The sequence below is a fragment of the Holophagales bacterium genome (genome assembly GCA_016699405.1).
GTDB lineage: Bacteria > Acidobacteriota > Thermoanaerobaculia > Multivoradales > JAGPDF01 > JAAYLR01.
In genome coordinates this window covers 2,331,145-2,346,176 of sequence record CP064972.1, presented here as the reverse complement: position 1 = coordinate 2,346,176, position 15,032 = coordinate 2,331,145, and the positions used below count along the sequence as shown (strand labels likewise).

At 70.8% G+C, this 15,032-nt stretch carries 17 protein-coding genes; 6 read left to right on the top strand and 11 right to left on the bottom strand.

Going from position 1 to position 15,032, the window contains the following annotated elements; genetic code table 11:
* Positions 1-6 precede the first annotated feature (6 nt).
* The 7 genes from IPJ17_09745 to IPJ17_09715 all read right to left on the bottom strand — a co-directional run bounded on the left by IPJ17_09745 (position 7) and on the right by IPJ17_09715 (position 6,857).
* Positions 7-858, bottom strand: coding sequence for a 3-hydroxybutyryl-CoA dehydrogenase (locus IPJ17_09745; protein QQR75830.1), 852 nt, complete (start codon positions 856-858; stop codon positions 7-9).
* Between the two features lie 63 nt (positions 859-921).
* The gene (locus IPJ17_09740) at positions 922-1,878 is read right to left on the bottom strand and encodes a polymer-forming cytoskeletal protein (protein ID QQR75829.1); all 957 of its coding nucleotides are present in this window, start codon (positions 1,876-1,878) and stop codon (positions 922-924) included.
* Positions 1,875-2,441: a zf-HC2 domain-containing protein gene (locus tag IPJ17_09735; protein QQR75828.1), complete on the bottom strand. Its 567-nt coding sequence runs from the start codon at positions 2,439-2,441 to the stop codon at positions 1,875-1,877. Before IPJ17_09735 ends, IPJ17_09740 begins: the two co-directional genes overlap by 4 nt.
* A gap of 22 nt (positions 2,442-2,463) precedes the next feature.
* Positions 2,464-3,060, bottom strand: coding sequence for a sigma-70 family RNA polymerase sigma factor (locus IPJ17_09730; GenBank protein QQR75827.1), 597 nt, complete (start codon positions 3,058-3,060; stop codon positions 2,464-2,466).
* Positions 3,061-3,102: 42 nt separating this feature from the next.
* On the bottom strand, positions 3,103-4,071 hold the full coding sequence (locus IPJ17_09725) for a D-glycerate dehydrogenase (protein ID QQR75826.1): 969 nt from the start codon (positions 4,069-4,071) through the stop codon (positions 3,103-3,105).
* A 45-nt stretch (positions 4,072-4,116) separates the two neighbouring features.
* Positions 4,117-4,566: a hypothetical protein gene (locus IPJ17_09720; GenBank protein ID QQR75825.1), complete on the bottom strand. Its 450-nt coding sequence runs from the start codon at positions 4,564-4,566 to the stop codon at positions 4,117-4,119.
* A 221-nt stretch (positions 4,567-4,787) separates the two neighbouring features.
* A complete protein-coding gene (locus IPJ17_09715) occupies positions 4,788-6,857 on the bottom strand; it encodes a peptidylprolyl isomerase (protein QQR75824.1) in 2,070 nt (689 codons plus the stop codon).
* 92 nt (positions 6,858-6,949) lie between these two features.
* On the opposite strand from IPJ17_09715, the gene IPJ17_09710 reads away from it, so the two are divergent.
* The 6 genes from IPJ17_09710 to ccsA (IPJ17_09685) are packed head-to-tail and all read left to right on the top strand — an operon-like array spanning position 6,950 to position 11,670.
* On the top strand, positions 6,950-7,585 hold the full coding sequence (locus tag IPJ17_09710) for an ATP-binding cassette domain-containing protein (GenBank protein ID QQR75823.1): 636 nt from the start codon (positions 6,950-6,952) through the stop codon (positions 7,583-7,585).
* Entirely contained in the window at positions 7,554-8,240 is a 687-nt protein-coding gene (locus IPJ17_09705; protein QQR75822.1) for a heme exporter protein CcmB, read from the top strand. The genes IPJ17_09710 and IPJ17_09705 overlap by 32 nt, the downstream gene beginning before the upstream one ends.
* Complete coding sequence (gene ccsA, locus IPJ17_09700) at positions 8,237-8,908, top strand: cytochrome c biogenesis protein CcsA (GenBank protein ID QQR75821.1); 672 nt, start codon at positions 8,237-8,239, stop codon at positions 8,906-8,908. The genes IPJ17_09705 and ccsA (IPJ17_09700) overlap by 4 nt, the downstream gene beginning before the upstream one ends.
* Positions 8,905-9,021, top strand: a complete 117-nt coding sequence (locus IPJ17_09695) for a CcmD family protein (GenBank protein QQR75820.1) — start codon at positions 8,905-8,907, stop codon at positions 9,019-9,021. The genes ccsA (IPJ17_09700) and IPJ17_09695 overlap by 4 nt, the downstream gene beginning before the upstream one ends.
* A complete protein-coding gene (locus tag IPJ17_09690; protein ID QQR75819.1) occupies positions 9,018-9,413 on the top strand; it encodes a cytochrome c maturation protein CcmE in 396 nt (131 codons plus the stop codon). The genes IPJ17_09695 and IPJ17_09690 overlap by 4 nt, the downstream gene beginning before the upstream one ends.
* A 7-nt stretch (positions 9,414-9,420) precedes the next feature.
* A complete protein-coding gene (gene ccsA, locus IPJ17_09685; protein QQR75818.1) occupies positions 9,421-11,670 on the top strand; it encodes a cytochrome c biogenesis protein CcsA in 2,250 nt (749 codons plus the stop codon).
* A gap of 88 nt (positions 11,671-11,758) precedes the next feature.
* Here ccsA (IPJ17_09685) and IPJ17_09680 read toward each other — a convergent pair whose 3' ends face one another.
* From IPJ17_09680 to accB, 4 genes are all read right to left on the bottom strand, one after another.
* Positions 11,759-12,505 (bottom strand): metallophosphoesterase family protein, encoded by a 747-nt coding sequence (locus IPJ17_09680; protein ID QQR75817.1) that lies wholly within the window; start codon positions 12,503-12,505, stop codon positions 11,759-11,761.
* On the bottom strand, positions 12,493-13,011 hold the full coding sequence (locus IPJ17_09675; GenBank protein QQR75816.1) for a shikimate kinase: 519 nt from the start codon (positions 13,009-13,011) through the stop codon (positions 12,493-12,495). Before IPJ17_09675 ends, IPJ17_09680 begins: the two co-directional genes overlap by 13 nt.
* 64 nt (positions 13,012-13,075) lie before the next feature.
* On the bottom strand, positions 13,076-14,458 hold the full coding sequence (gene accC, locus IPJ17_09670; protein QQR75815.1) for an acetyl-CoA carboxylase biotin carboxylase subunit: 1,383 nt from the start codon (positions 14,456-14,458) through the stop codon (positions 13,076-13,078).
* 17 nt (positions 14,459-14,475) lie between these two features.
* A complete protein-coding gene (gene accB, locus IPJ17_09665) occupies positions 14,476-14,943 on the bottom strand; it encodes an acetyl-CoA carboxylase biotin carboxyl carrier protein (GenBank protein QQR76138.1) in 468 nt (155 codons plus the stop codon).
* Between the last annotated feature and the right edge of the window lie 89 nt (positions 14,944-15,032).

The following is a 15,032-nucleotide window of genomic DNA, read 5'->3' as shown; positions in this document are numbered from 1 at the left end:
GCCGCGTCAGTAAGCGTAGAAGCCGCGGCCGCTCTTGCGGCCGAGGTGACCGGCGTCGACCAGCTTGACGAGCAGCGGACAGGGACGGTACTTCGGGTCGCCGAAGCCGTCCTGCAGCACGCGCAGGATGTCGAGACAGACGTCGAGGCCGATCAGGTCGGCGAGAGCGAGCGGCCCCATCGGGTGGTTCATCCCGAGCTTCATCACCGCGTCGATCGCTTCGGGCTTGCCGACGCCCTCCTGCAGGCAGTAGATCGCCTCGTTGATCATCGGCATCAGCACGCGATTGGAGACGAACCCCGGCGAGTCGTGGACCTCGACCGGCGTCTTGCCCATCGTCCGGCTCGCCGCCTCGACCGCGTCGTAGGTGGCCTGCGACGTGGCGAGGCCGCGAATCACCTCGACGAGCGGCATGAGCGGCACCGGGTTCATGAAATGCATGCCGATCACCTGCGCCGGGCGACGGGTCACCGCCGCGAGCTTGGTGATCGAGATCGAGCTGGTGTTGGTGGCGAGAATCGTCTCGCTTCGACAGAGGGTGTCGAGACGGCGAAGCACCTCGCTCTTGACCTCGAGCCGCTCGACCACCGCCTCGACGACCAGATCGACCTCGGCGAGCTCGGCGAGGTCGCTGCCGCCGGAGAGTCGCCCGAGCGCCGCCGCGCGCGTCCCGGCAGGGACCTTCCCCTTCGCTTCGAGCTTCTCGAGGCTGCCGGCGATCGCCGCGAGACCTTTCTCGAGCGCCGCCGGGGCGACGTCGACGAGCCGGACCTCGAGCCCGGCGACCGAGGCCACCTGCGCGATGCCGTGCCCCATGGTGCCGGCGCCGACGACGCCGATCGAGCGGATCTCCGCCATGGTCTCCCTCCGGCCGGGAGCCTAAGGGCAACGCTGCGAACGGGTCAAGGCGAGACGAGATTCTCAGGCGAAGCTGGTGGCGCTCTGCTCGGAGAACCAGGGCTCGCGCCGGCCGAACTTGCTCGACAGCGCCGCGCCCACGGCGACGAAGCTCGCCACGGTCCAGACCCACAGGCCGAGATAGGGCACGAACTTGAGCAACGCGAGAAACGCGAATCCGGCTACCGCGGCGTGCAACGCCAGCACGCGACGTCGCTGCGCCCGCGCGAGCAGGTAGCTGCCCAGGGCATGGAAGACCGCCACCATCCCCCAGAGCTTGAGCAGCAGGGCGAGGATCACCACCAGACCGAGCAGCGGCAGACCGACGAGCGCCGCGGCGACGGTCGAGAGCAGCAGCGCCGTGAGCGTCAGCGACAGCACGCCGACGAGACCCACCGCGAACTGACGGAACGGCTGGCGTCGGATCTCCTCGGAAGTGGCAAGCAGCGCGCGCCCGCTGGTGGCGAAGAGCACGAGCAGGAGGAAGAGCCAGGCCGCGGCGAGCGCCAGCTTGCCGGCCACGACGACGCGCGAGGTGGCGGGAAGACCGATCGCGGGTCCCTCGAGCAGGGTGAGCCAGGCCCGCGACATGCTCGGATAAGCCACGGCGTGCCCGCCGATTCTCGCCCCCGGCGCCGTTTCGATTTCGCCGCCGAGCACGTAGACCTGCCCACGGACCTCGCTGCTCTCGCGCAGATGCGCCGAACCGCCGAGCACGATCACGTCCCCGTCGACGCGGCCCGTGATCTCGACCGACCCGTCGAGCGCCGCGACGTCCGAGAGCGCCGTCCCCTCGATGCGCAGGTCGCGGCCGACGGCGACGAGGCGGTTGCGGGCCACGCTGCCGTCGCCGAGGCGAAGGGCAGGCGCTCGCTGCTCCGCCGAGAGCGGAACGGCCGCCGCGACGCCGAGGGACGCGGCAACGACCAGGGCGATCCGGCGGCACTTCGCCGCGAGACGCGTGCCGGAGGAAGGGATCACGAGCGCGGGCGACCGAGTCGCTGCTCTGCCGGCCGGCGCAGCAGACGGTAGAGGAGCCAGTTGACCCCGGCAACCAGCACCAGCGCCGCGACGAGATTGGCGCGCGAAGCACCGAGCAGCTCGCCGAGCGCCAGGCCGAGGCCGCGCCAGGAGGCCGCTGCCAGGCCGGAGCCGGCCAGCAGCGCCGTCCCGAAGAGGTCGACGATCGCCGTGAGCGCTCCGACCATCGACCCGGGAATCCCGGCCCGCGCCGCCGAGGTGCCGAAGAGAATCGCCGCCGCGCCGCCGAGCAGGGCGAAGAGGGCGATCGGCAGGCGCCAGGCCCGCGGCGCTCGCGCCTCCCAGCCGGTGGCCGGCAGCGCCATCATCACCGCGGCCCGGAAGTCGGGACGAACCTCCACCTTGCTCTGACGCAGCGTCTCGGCGAGCTCGAGGAGCTGATGCCGCTCGCCGCGACAGGCCTCGCAGCCCTCGAGGTGAGCGAAGAGCGCCGCGCGCTCGGCATCGCCGAGGACCCCCTCGATCTCGAAGTCGAGCCATTCGCGATAGGTGGAGTGATCCATGTGCCCCCCGTCCTTCCCGTCCTCAATCTGCTGCCCGCGGATCGCCGCCGAGAAGCCCCTTGAGCATCTGGCGGGCGCGGAACAGCTTGTTCTTCACCGTGCCGAGCGGCATCGCCTTGCTCTCGGCGATCTCCTCGTAGGAGAGCTCGCCGTAGTGGCGCAGCAGGATGAGCTCGCGGTACTCCCACGGCAGGCGGGCGATCACCGCCTGCACCTGCCGGTCCATCTGCTGCCCGGCGAGCGAGGCCTCCGGCCCCGGCTCGTGGGAGGGCAGCTCCCATTCCTGACCGTCCCCGTCGATCCCGTCGTCGGCACGGGTCAGCGACACCATGCGGAAACGGCGGCGGCGCATCACGTCGATCGCCGCGTTCTGCGCCACCCGGAAGAGCCAGGTGGAGAACCGGTAGCGCGGGTCGAAGCGATCGAGCGCCTGGTACACCTTCACGAACACCTCCTGGGCCAGGTCGTGCGCTTCGTCGGTGTTCCGCACGATCCGGTAGAGGTAGTTGACGAGGCGTCCCTGGTAGCGCTCGACGAGATCACCGAATAGCTCCTGATCGCCGGCCAGGACCCCGCGGACCAGTTCCTCGTCTCCGAGGGTGGAAGCAGCCTGGCGCACTCTAGGTACGCCCGCCCGGAAGCAAGGTTGCAGGGGGAGCCGTCACCGTCCGACCGCCAATCGGGGGCGCCGGCCGGCGACGAAGTGCTCGAGCAGCGACTCGACCGCCAGCTCGACCATGCGGAACCGCGTCTCCGCGGTGGCCGAGCCGAGGTGCGGCGCGAGGACGACGCGGTCGCTCCCGAGCAGCCCGGGGTGGACCGCCGGCTCGCGCTCGAAGACGTCGAGGCCGGCTCCGGCCAGATGTCCGGAGCCGAGTGCCTCGACGAGCGCCGATTCGTCGACCACCGGGCCGCGCGCCGTGTTGATCAGGAAGGCACCGCGCTTCATCCGCGCGAGCCGCTGCCGGTCGAGCAGGTGGCGGGTGGACTCGGTCAACGGGACATGGAGCGAGACGACGTCGGCCTCGGCGAGCAGGGCATCGAGCTCCCGCCAGGCGGCACCGAGCTCGGCCTCCAGCGCGGCGGGCAGCCGCTCGAGCGAGGTGTAGATCCCGCGCATCCCGAAGGCGTGCGCCCGCCGCAGCACCGCCTGCCCGATGCGGCCCGATCCGACGACGCCGAGGGTCGCCCCGCCGAGCGAGCGCCCGAGCAGGAGGTTGAGGTCCCAACCCCGGAAGTCACCCCGCCGGACGAAGGCGTCGGCCTCGACGACCCGCCGCGTGACGGCGAGCAGCAGCGCCCAGGTGAAATCGGCCGTGTCCTCGGTGAGCACGCCGGGGGTGTTCGTGACCGTGATGCCACGCCGACTGGCGGCCCCGAGGTCGATGTTGTCGAGCCCGGCAGCGCAGTTGGCGACGATCTCGAGCTGCGGTGCCGCGGCGAAGACCCTCTCGCCGACCGGGTGGACGAGCAACGGCAGCAGGCCGTGGAAGCCCGGGACGCGCGCCGCGACCTCTTCTTCGCGGGCCACGCCGAGCGGCTCGACGACGACCTCGAGCGACGCCGCCAGGCGCTCGCGCAGCGCGACCGGAATGTCGGCAAGGACGAGGAGACGGGGGCGGGACGGCATGGGCGATGCGGGCGACCTCGAACGGCGAGGCGCGGACTGCCGCGATCAGGGACCGAGATCGGTCCTGGCGGAGATGACCCCGGAGCGCGCCCCGGAGAGCAGGTCCAGGAGGTCACGCTCGATGCCGTTGGGCGAGACCTCGACGATGCGGCCGACCTCGTGCCCGTCGCGCTCGACGATGAAGGTCGGAACGAAGCGGAGATCACGACCGGCCGTCATCTCGGCCGGCTCGTGCTTGGCCCGGTCGACCGCCACATAGCGGATCTCGAAGCGCGGCTCGCCGCCGGCGAGGTCGAAGGCGCTCCACAACCGGGTGAGCTCACGGCGACTGTCGCCGCACCAACTGCCGAAGAGCACCAGGACGCGGGGGCCGGGGGCGATGTCGAGCAGTCCCGCCGCGGCTCGAGCGTCCGGGCTCGCCTGCCCGATCGCCGCGCCCCAGGCCGGCAGCGCCTCGACGATCGCCGAGCGCGGATAGGTTCCGACGAGGACCACGGGAGCAGGATGTGCGGCCGGGGCCGGCGTGGCTACGGCCGGGGCCGGCGTGGCTACGGCCGGGGCCGGCGTGGCTACGGCCGGGGCCGGCGTCGCCGCCGGAGCAGCCGGGGCCACCGCCGAACCGGGGCGCGACGTCGCCGTCGTCGCACACCCGAGGGCGGTTGCCATGAGCACGAAAAGGAGCGATGCGCAGTGTCGTCGCACGACCGGATCTTACTTCAACGCTTCGCCGCCGAAGCTCTGCCTGCGACCTCACGAACCCGGACGATCGTGTCTCCCTGGACGATCCGCGCCGCCACCTCGGCCCCCTCGACGAGGTGTCCGAAGACCGTGTAGCCGCCGTCGAGGTGCGGCTGCGCCGTGAGGGTGAGGAAAAACTGGCTGCCCCCGGTGTCCGGACCCGAGAGCGCCATGCCGAGGGCCCCCGGTTGGTAGCGCAGGCGGTTGATCTCGTCGCGCAGGGTGTAGCCGGGTCCACCCCAGCCGTCGCCGCGCGGATCGCCCGCCTGGATCACGAAGTCGGGGACCACGCGGTGGAAGACCTGACCGTCGAAGTAGCCGCCTTCGGCCAGGTGCAGGAAGGAGAGACAGGTCATCGGGGCCTCACGGCAGGCGAGCTCGAGCAGCAACCGACCGCGGGCGGTCTCCATCGCCACGAACCGCGGGCGAGCGGTCTGCTGGAGGATGTCGCGGTAGGCCGAGAGCTGACGTCGCGTCTCCAACGGGGCGAGCGGCGCCGGCGTCTCGCCGAGGCCGCGCAAGGCCTGGATCGCCTCGCGCCGCACCAGATAGCTCCCGTCCCGGGTCAGGGCATCGAGCGCCAGGAGGCAGGCACCCCGCTCCTCGACTCGGGCCTTGGCGAGCCCGGCCAGCGCACGCACCGCGGCGAGTCGGTCGTCCTCGAGCTCGGTGGCGGGCCGGCCCGCCGCCGCCGCGGCGACGAGCGCCTCGACCGGCAGTCCCGGGTGCTCCGCCCACCAGTCGAGCGCCGTCGACCGGATCGGCGGATCGGCATCGGTGAGCGCCTGCCGCGCCCACGCCGCCGCCTCGGCCGGAGGGGCCACCAGTCGCGCTTCGAGCACCGCGAGTCGAACCCGTGGCGAGGGATCGGACGCGAGCTGGGTCAGCAGTTCGAGATCCCCCACCCGACCGGCGCCAGCGGCCGCCGCGGCGCGCAGGACCGCCGATTCGTTCGTCGCCGCCTGACGCACGGCGGTTCGCGCGACCGGGGCCGCGCTCACCGCGAGCGCCAGGAGGGCGAGCTCGCGTTCGCGGGTCGTCTCGGCGTGCTCCCATCGCTCGGCCAAGGCGGCGACCAGAGCGCTTTCGGCTGGCGCTCCGGCGGCGAAGCTCGCCGCCGCCTCGAGCGCGGTGATTCGCACTCCGGCCGAGGGGTGGGCGAAGAGCCCGCCGAGCGTCTCCGGCCAAGCCCACTCGTCAGCCGGCGCCGCAGCGTGGCTGCGCCCACGAAGCTTCGCCCCGGCCCGCATCGCCTGGATCGCCGGGCTGTCCGCCCCCTCGGCGATCGCGGCATCGAGCGTGCGGCGGAGCGGCGCGAGATCTCCCGGATCCCCCACCTCCCCGAGCCCTCGGGCGGCGATCGCCTGGATCGCCGGATCGGCGTCCGCCAACAGCTCTCGCAGGATCGGCGCCGCCTCCGGACGCGGATAGCGCGCGATTCCGTATGCCGCCGCGCCGCGCCAGGGCGAGGCCTTCTCGAAGAGCGTCACCCGGCCCACCTCGAGTGCGGCCGGTTCGTGGAAGCGGAAGAGGAAGGGGAGGAGGCGGGCCTCGGACTCGACCTCACCGAGCGCCGCCAGGCGCGGACGGATCTCGGCGAGCGAGGCCCCGATCTTGCCGAGCGCTTCGACGGCGAGCGCCCCCACTTCGCGATCGGCGTCGGTGGCTGCGACCAGCAGCCGAGCCTCGGCCTCCCGCACCCCGAGCTCGCCGAGACCGAAGACCGCCGCCCGGCGCACCGCGACCGCCTCGTCGACAGCGAGCCCCTCGAGCATCGCCCGGCCCTGCGGGTCGCCGATCCGGCCGAGCGCGACGGCGAGGTCCTCGCGCAGCTGCGGACCGCCGAGCAGCGCCCGGTCGAGCGGCATGCGCACCAGCTCGCGCCGGTCGGCGAGCAAGAGCAGGGTCGCTCGGTTGTCGAGCTCGAGGGCGGCCGACGACGGCAGACCGGCGTCCCCCGACGGACGGGATCGCTCGGCACAGGCCGGGGCCAGCAGCAGCGGAAGCAGCAGGAGCCAGGGGAGGCGACGTCGGCGGAGCGTGTTCATCCCTTCATGCTACGCCGCCGGTGCGCCGAACGTCGCGAGAGTCGTCCGCTCCACTCCGCTGCCGGCCCCTTGTGCTGCATAATCCGCCGCCGATGGAACGCGACCTGCCAGCAGCCGCCGGAGACCGTCTGGAGTTCGAGGGGATTCGCCGCGCCTTCGGCCGCCTGCGCGTGCTCGGCGGCGTCGGCGGTCGCGTCGCCAACGGCGAAGTGCTCGCGGTCACCGGTCACAACGGTTCGGGCAAATCGACGCTTCTCAAGTGCCTCGCCGGGCTGCTCGCCCCGGACGCCGGGTCGATCCGCCTGGTCGAAGACGGACGCGAGCTCTCGGCGCGCGAGCGGCGCGAACGGATCGGCTTCCTCTCCCCCGACCTCGCCTTCTACGAGGAACTGACCGTCGCCGAGAACCTCGAGTTCTTCTGCCGCCTGCGCGGCCTGCCGCGCGAGCGCGGCGAGGCGCTGCGCGAACGCGTCGCGTTGCCCGCCGACCGGCGCAGCGGGGCGCTCTCCTCCGGCATGCGCCAGCGTCTGCGCTGGGCCTTCGCACTGCTGCACCATCCGCGCCTGCTGCTGCTCGACGAGCCGCTCGAGCACTTCGACGCGGGCGGCGCGGCGCTCGCCGGCACGCTGCTCGCCGAGCATCTCGCCGGCGGCGGACTCGCCATCGTCGCCAACCCCTCTCGACTGGAGCTGCCGGGTGTCGCCAGCCGCATCGACCTGGGCCACTGAAGCGGCCGCCGTTTTCGTGAAGGACTGGCGCTGCGAGCTGCGCACGCGCTACGCCTTCAACACGGTGCTGCTCTTCGCGGTGACCACGCTCGTCGTGGTGAGCGTCGCGCTCGGCCCGCTCGGCACGAACGCTCCGGCGCGCGCCACGGTGCTGCCGATGCTGCTCTGGCTGATCCTGCTCTTCGCCGCTGCCGCCGGACTGCCGCGCGTCTTCGGCGCCGAAGAGGAGAAGCACACCGCCACCGCGCTCCGTCTGGCGGCGACGCCGTCGGCACTCTTCGCCGGCAAGCTCGCCTATTCGCTCACCCTCTTTCTCGTCATCGAGGCAGTGACCGCGCCGCTCTTCGTCGCGATGATGCAGATGCCGGTGGCGCGGCCGCTGTTGTTCGTCGCCGCGCTCGCCGGCGGCGGCTACGGGCTCGCCGCCGGCAGCACGCTCGTGGCGTCGATCGTCGGCCAGGCGCGAGGTCAGGGAACGCTCTTCGCGGTGCTCTCTTTCCCGATCCTCCTGCCCTTGATGCTGCTCGCCATCGAGGTCACGCGCGTCGCCGTAACCGGAGTCGCCAACGAGAGTTTTCTCCTGCAATTGCTGCTATATGATGCCTCGGTGACGATCGCCGGCCTCATGCTCTTCCCGGCAATCTGGAACCCATGAACAAGATCCTCCCCTGGTTCCTCTGGCTGTGGATCGCGGTCGTCATCTGGGCCGCGTTCTTCTACGCGCCGCTCGCCGAAGGATTCGTCGGGCAGTCGTCGCGCATCCTCTTCTTCCACGTACCGATGGCCTGGGTTTCGTTCGTCGCCTTCGCCGTCGCCGGCGTGTGGAGCATCCGCTTCCTCGCCGGTGCGCGCAGCCTGGCGCACGATCGCGCGGCGCACGTCGCCGTGCAGCTCGGCCTGCTCTTCTGCGTGCTCGCCACGGTCACCGGCGCGCTGTGGGCGCGGGTGATGTGGGGCGCCTACTGGAACTGGGACCCGCGGCAGACGTCGATCGTCCTCGCCATGCTCTTCTACGCCGCTTATCTCGCGCTGCGCGCCGCGGTCGAAGAGCCGGAGACGCGGCGGCGACTCGCCGCGGCCTACGCCGTTCTCGGCCTGGTGGTGGCGCCGTTCCTCTACTTCATCCTGCCGCGCCTGACCTTCTCGCTCCATCCCGACACCGTGGTCAACGTCCGCGGGAAGATCGAGATGGACTCGAAGATGTTGCAGGTGCTCATCGCGAGCTCGCTCGCGTTCACCGTTCTCTTCTTCTGGATGCACCGCCTGCAGACCCGCGTCCAGGCTCGGGCCGACGCGTTGCCGGACGGAGGGGCCAGCGCATGAACGACAGCAGCAACTGGGCCCTGGTGGCCGTCAACCTGATCATCTGGAGCGGCATCTTCCTCTACCTGCTGCGACTGCAGCGCCGACTCGACGAGACGGAGAAAGAACGATGAGCCGACGTGGCTACTACATTCTCGGAGCGCTGCTCCTCGTCGCCTTCGCCGGCTTCTCGCTGGCCTCGTTCCGCTCGACGCTGACTCCCTACGTCTCCTACCCCGAAGCGCGCTCGCTCGGCCGCACGGTGCAGGTGGCCGGCGGCCTCGACAAGGGGAGCTCGCGCTACGACGAGGCGGAGGCGGCCCTCGTCTTCAACCTCGTCGACCCGGCGTCGCAGGAGAAGATGACGGTGCGCTACCACGGCGTCAAACCGGCCAACTTCGAGGACGCCATCAGCATCGTGGCGATCGGCAACTTCGACGCCACGCGCAACGAGTTCGCCGCCGGCAAGCTGCTCGTCAAGTGCCCCAGCAAGTACCAGGGCGCCGAAGTGAAGACCTACAGCTGAGGTCCCGATGACCTATCTCTCGTCGCTCTACCTGCCAGGCGCCCTGGCGCTCTGGTGCGCTTGCGCTTTCGCCTTCGCCGCGCTCTACGGTTACGCCGCGGCGCTCGGCGGCGACGAGGCGTCGCGGCGCTTCGCCCGCACCTCCTACCGCTTCTTCGCGATCTCGATCGTCCTCGCCTCGGCGGTCCTGCTCGTCTGCCTCTACCTGCGGGACTACCGCATCGAGTACGTCTACCAGTACTCGGGCAACGAGCTGCCGACGCACTTCCAGCTCGCCGCCTTCTGGGCCGGACAGAAGGGGAGCTTCCTCATCTGGCTGCTCTGGGGCTCGCTGCTCGGCCTGCCGCTCGCCCGCGCTGCGGGCCGAGACGAAGCGCCGGTGATGGGGACCTTCGTGCTCACCCAGATCGCGCTGCTGCTGATCCTGGTGCGCGAGAACCCCTTCGTGATGCTGCCCCAGACGCCCGCCGACGGGGTCGGGCTGAATCCGCTGCTGCAGGACAACTGGATGGTGATCCATCCGCCGATCATGTTCATCGGCTACGCGGCGAGCGCCATCCCCTTCGCCTTCGCCATGGCCGCGCTCTGGCGGCGCGACTACGAGGGCTGGGCGGTGCGCGCCTTCCCCTGGGCGCTCTTCGGCTTCCTGGTGCTCGGGGTGGCGATCCTGATGGGCGGCTACTGGGCCTACAAGACGCTGGGCTGGGGCGGCTACTGGGGCTGGGATCCGGTGGAGAACGCCTCGCTCATCCCCTGGATCTTCGGCACCGCGCTCATTCACGGTCTCTATCTGGAACGGACGCGCGGGCGCTACCGTCGTGCCAACGTCGTGCTCGCCTCGCTGGTCTATCTCTCGGTGCTCTACGGCACCTTCCTCACCCGCTCCGGCGTGCTGGCCGACTTCTCGGTGCACAGCTTCGTCGACCTGGGGATTTCGGGCTGGCTGATCGCGTTGATGGTCTTCTTCGTCGGCATGGCGGTCTGGCTCATCGCGACGCGATTCCGCGAGATCCCGGCCGTTCCCAACGAGGACCCGTTCCTCTCTCGCGGCTCGTTCCTCGTGCTCGGCTCGATCGCCCTGCTGACCTCGGCCGTGGTGGTGACCTTCGGCACCTCGGCGCCGCTGCTCACCCGCTTCCTCGAGAACCCCGGGCAGGTCGGGCCGGAGTTCTACAACCGGGTCAACACGCCGATCGCCCTGCTCATCGCTTTCCTGCTCTCGCTCATCCCCTACCTCACCTGGCGCGAGAGCGGCGGGGTGGCCGGCATTCTCCGCCAGGCCCGGCTGCCGCTCGCCGTGGCCGCCGTGGTCACGATCGTCGCGGTGGTGGTCGCCGTCCACGATCCGTTCCACCTGCTCTTCATCTTCCTCGCTTCGCTGGCGGTCGCCGGCAACCTGGCGACGGCCGTCGCCCTCATCCGGCGGGGCGGCCTGAAGACCGCCGGCGGCTACCTGACGCACGTCGGCGTCGGCGTCATCCTGATCGGCTTCCTCGCCTCCTCGGCCTACGACACGAGCGAGAAGGTGACGCTCGAGCGCGGCGTCCCGAAGGCGGTCGGCGATCTCACCCTGACGTTCCATCGCTACGTTCCGCGGACGGCCGACGAGAAGGAGCGGATGGAGGTCGAGGTGGTGCGCGCCGACGGCTCGCGCTACATGGCCTATCCGAAGCTGTTCCTCAACGACCGCACGCAGCAGATGATGGCCAATCCTCACGTCAAGACGATGCCGCTGCAGGATCTCTACATCTCGCCGCTCGAATACAACCCGGGCGAGCCCGGTGGACGGATCACCCTCGCCAAGGACCAGAGCGTCGAGCGCGGCGGCGTCGGCTTCCGCTTCCTCGGCTTCGACCTGCAGGGGGCCGATCACGGCGCGATGAACGCTTCGGCGGGCCCGATGACCGTTGGCGCGGTTCTCGAGATCACGCGCGGCGGACAGACGACGCGGGCCATGCCGCTCTTCTCCTTCAGCCCCGACGGGCGCAGCGAGTTCCAGCCGCTGACGCTGCCTGACGGCGCGACGATCGCCCTATCCGGCATCGACGCCGAACGCGGGGCGATCGAGATCGCCGTCGACGGCCTCGCCGAGCTCAAGGGCACACCGGCCCACCTCTCGCTCGACGTGACCCACAAGCCGCTCATCCAGCTCGTCTGGATCGGTCTCTATCTGATCTTCGCGGGTGGCGTCCTGGCGGCGATCAACCGCTACCGTCAGGCGTTGCGCTTCGACCGCGCGGACGTCGCCGCCGGCTGAGGCGACGCTCGGTGCCGGGCGTGCTCCGTCGGAGCCGCCCGGCGCCACGACTTCCCCGATCTCACGTCGCGAAGGGAGCCGGCCCGGCTCACACGCCCACGGCGAGGCGCTCGGCGAGGTTGCGCGGCAACCGGGCGCGGAGGATCCGCTCCTGGGCTCGCTCCACGGCGTAGTCGATCCGCTGCCAACGCACCACGCGCGCGACGCTGTCGTAGGTCATGTAGGAGGCCCGCGGATCGCGATCGCGCGGCTGCCCGACGGCTCCCGGGTTGAACAGGTAGCGATGCCCCGGCTCGATCGTCACCATGCCCGAGGGTCCGCGCAACAGGGTCGCCCGCAGGTCGATCGGCGACTGGACCAGCTGCGAGGGCAGGTGGGTGTGACCGAAGAAGACGACCTGCGGACCCGGGAAGTGGACGAAGATCTCGAGCGCATCGAGCGCCGAGAAGACGTAGTGGTCCTCGTCGAGCGGCGAGCCGTGGCAGAAGGCGACACCGTCGTCGGTCAACCTGGGGCCTCGCGGCAGCTCGCGCACGAAGCGCAGATTCGACGGCGTCAGGTGTTCGGCGGTCCAGCGCGCCGCGGCGAGCGCCGCGGTGTTGAAATTCGCTCCGTCTTCGAGGCCGGCCACCACCTTGTCGTGGTTGCCGCGCACGAAATAGGCCGGCCACGGCAGCCGACGCAGGGCATCCACCACCTGGTTGGGTGCCGCGCCGTAGCCGACGAGATCGCCGAGCACGAGCGCCGCATCGAAGCGCTTCCTTCGCACACGGCGCAGCACCGCCGCGAGGGCGTCGCTGTTGCCGTGCATGTCCGAGAGGATCAGGTAGCGCACGACAGGCTCTTTCCCAGGCGCAGCGCGAGTCGCGCCGCCACCTCGTCGACCTGCTCGTCCGCCCCGATGTCGAGGCGGATATCGGCCCGCTGGTAGGCCGCCAGGCGTTCGCGGTAGAGGGCGAAGGCCTGCGTCTCGTCGCGGAAGAGCGGGCGGTCCGGCCTGCCGTCGACACCGAGACGCGAGACGATCACCGCGAACGGCACGTTCAACCAGACCGAGAGCCCGGCCCCGGCCACCAGCTCGGCGTTCTCGGCGAAGGTGAGCGTTCCCCCGCCGGTGGCGATCACGGCATCTTCCAGAGCGAGCGTGCCGGCGAGCGCTTCGCGTTCCATGCGGCGGAACTCGGTCTCGCCCTGTCGCTCGAAGATCTCGCGCACCGTGGCGCCGGCGGCGATCTCGATCGCGCGGTCGAGGTCGACGAAGGGCATCCCGAGGTTCCGCGCCAGACTCTCGCCGACCGAGGTCTTGCCCGATCCCATGAAGCCGGTCAGATAGACGCGCATCGGCGATCCATGCACTCGCTGGCCATCCCGGTCCGCCCGCGCGAGTCTAGCCGGGCGAGCGGCCTCAAAGCGACCGCGACTCGGGGAGATGAGCGCGCCGCGCCGTCTCCTCGCGCTCCAGCATCTGCTCGAGGAAGCGCGTCGACAGCGCACCGTCGCCGAAGACCGGGTCCCGCAGGATCCGGCGATGCAGCGGAATCGAGGTCTTGATCCCTTCGACCACCATGAAGTCGAGCGAGCGCGCCATCCGGGCGATCGCCTCGCGCCGGTCACGCCCGTGGACGATCAGCTTGGCGACCAGGCTGTCGTAGTTCGGCGGGATCAGGTAGTCCTCGTAGGCGTGCGTGTCGACCCGCACGCCAGGACCGCCGGGCAGGTGAAGCGTCGTGAGCCTGCCCGGGCTGGGGGCGAAGGTGTCCGGGTCCTCGGCGTTGATCCGGCACTCGATGGCGTGGCCGCGCGGCTTGAGTCCGCTCGCCACGTGCATCCGTTCGCCGGCCGCGACTTCGAGCTGGAGCTTCACCAGATCGACGCCGGTGACCATTTCGGTGACCGGGTGCTCGACCTGGATCCGGGTGTTCATCTCCATGAAATAGAAGCTGCCGTCGGCATCCAGCAGGAACTCGATGGTTCCGGCGTTCTCGTAGCCGACCTCCTCGCAGAGCCGGATCGCCGCCGCGCCCATCTCCTCGCGCAGCGCCGGGGTCAGCGCCGGAGAGGGAGACTCCTCGATCAGCTTCTGGTGCCGGCGCTGGATCGAGCACTCGCGCTCGCCGAGATGGATCACCCGGCCATGGCGGTCGCCGAAGACCTGGAACTCGATGTGGCGCGGCGCGACGAGGTACTTCTCGAGATAGATCGATCCGTCGCCGAACGCCTTCGCCGCTTCGTTGCTGGCAGTGACGAACTGGCTCTCGAGGTCCTTCTCCTGATGGACGATGCGCATGCCGCGCCCACCGCCACCGGCCGCGGCCTTGAGGATCACCGGGAAACCGACGCCCGCGGCGAGACGGCGCGCCTCCTCGGCGTCCTGCAGCGCCTCGCCGCTGCCGGGCAGGACGGGGACACCGCAAGCCTTCGCCGTCTGGCGGGCGCGTGCCTTGTCGCCCATCAGCCGGATCGTCTCGGGCCGCGGACCGATCCAGGCCAGGCGGCACTCCTGGAGCACCTCGGCGAAGTGCGCGTTCTCGGCGAGGAAGCCGTATCCAGGATGGATCGCGTCGGCACCGGTGATCTCCGCGGCCGAGATGATCGCCGAGATGTTGAGATAGCTCGCCGACGACGGCGGGGGCCCGATGCAGACGTCCTCGTCGGCGTAGGTGACGTGCAGCGAGTCGCGATCGGCGGTGCTGTAGACGGCCACCGTGGCGATGCCGAGCTCGCGGCAGGCGTGGATGATGCGGAGAGCGATCTCGCCGCGGTTGGCGATGAGGACCTTGCGGAACATCGGCTCCGGGTCCGTTCTCAGCCGACGCGCACGGCAAAGAGCGGCTCGCCGAACTCCACCGGCTGGCCGTTCTTCGGGTGGATCTCGACCACTTCGCCGTCGACGTCCGACTCGATCTCGTTCATCAGTTTCATCGCCTCGACGATGCAGAGCACCTGGCCCTTGCGCACCCGGTCGCCGACACGGACGAACGGATCGGCGTCGGGACTCGGCGCCGCATAGAAGGTCCCGACGATCGGCGAATTGACGACGTGAGGGGCGGGGCCGGCGGGGGTCGGCGGCGCAGCCGCCGGGGCGACAGGGGACGGAGCGGATGCGGCGCCAGGCAATGGCGCCGGCGCGGCGACGAACGCTCCCGGGGCGATCGTCACCGGCGCGGCATGTCCGCCGATGCGCAGCCGGAATCCCGACCGCTCGACTTCGAGCTCCTGCAGATTCCGCGCGGCGACGAGCTCGACGAGCTCCTTGATCTGGTCGAAGGTCAACACGTGTGTCGCTCCCCCTCCAGGGCGGCTCCGCCCTGCGATGCCACTGCGTGCGCGCAGCGGACCGAGCCGGCGTCCAGGACGCCGGA

Bases quoted from the DNA above. Each gene is read 5' to 3' on its own strand.
- IPJ17_09745 (QQR75830.1), bottom strand. From the start codon at position 858: ATGGCGGAGATCCGCTCGATCGGCGTCGTCGGCGCCGGCACCATGGGG.
- IPJ17_09735 (QQR75828.1), bottom strand. From the start codon at position 2,441: ATGGATCACTCCACCTATCGCGAATGGCTCGACTTCGAGATCGAGGGG.
- IPJ17_09725 (QQR75826.1), bottom strand. From the start codon at position 4,071: ATGCCGTCCCGCCCCCGTCTCCTCGTCCTTGCCGACATTCCGGTCGCG.
- IPJ17_09715 (QQR75824.1), bottom strand. From the start codon at position 6,857: ATGAACACGCTCCGCCGACGTCGCCTCCCCTGGCTCCTGCTGCTTCCG.
- IPJ17_09710 (QQR75823.1), top strand. From the start codon at position 6,950: ATGGAACGCGACCTGCCAGCAGCCGCCGGAGACCGTCTGGAGTTCGAG.
- ccsA (QQR75821.1), top strand. From the start codon at position 8,237: ATGAACAAGATCCTCCCCTGGTTCCTCTGGCTGTGGATCGCGGTCGTC.
- IPJ17_09695 (QQR75820.1), top strand. From the start codon at position 8,905: ATGAACGACAGCAGCAACTGGGCCCTGGTGGCCGTCAACCTGATCATC.
- IPJ17_09690 (QQR75819.1), top strand. From the start codon at position 9,018: ATGAGCCGACGTGGCTACTACATTCTCGGAGCGCTGCTCCTCGTCGCC.
- ccsA (QQR75818.1), top strand. From the start codon at position 9,421: ATGACCTATCTCTCGTCGCTCTACCTGCCAGGCGCCCTGGCGCTCTGG.
- IPJ17_09675 (QQR75816.1), bottom strand. From the start codon at position 13,011: ATGCGCGTCTATCTGACCGGCTTCATGGGATCGGGCAAGACCTCGGTC.
- accC (QQR75815.1), bottom strand. From the start codon at position 14,458: ATGTTCCGCAAGGTCCTCATCGCCAACCGCGGCGAGATCGCTCTCCGC.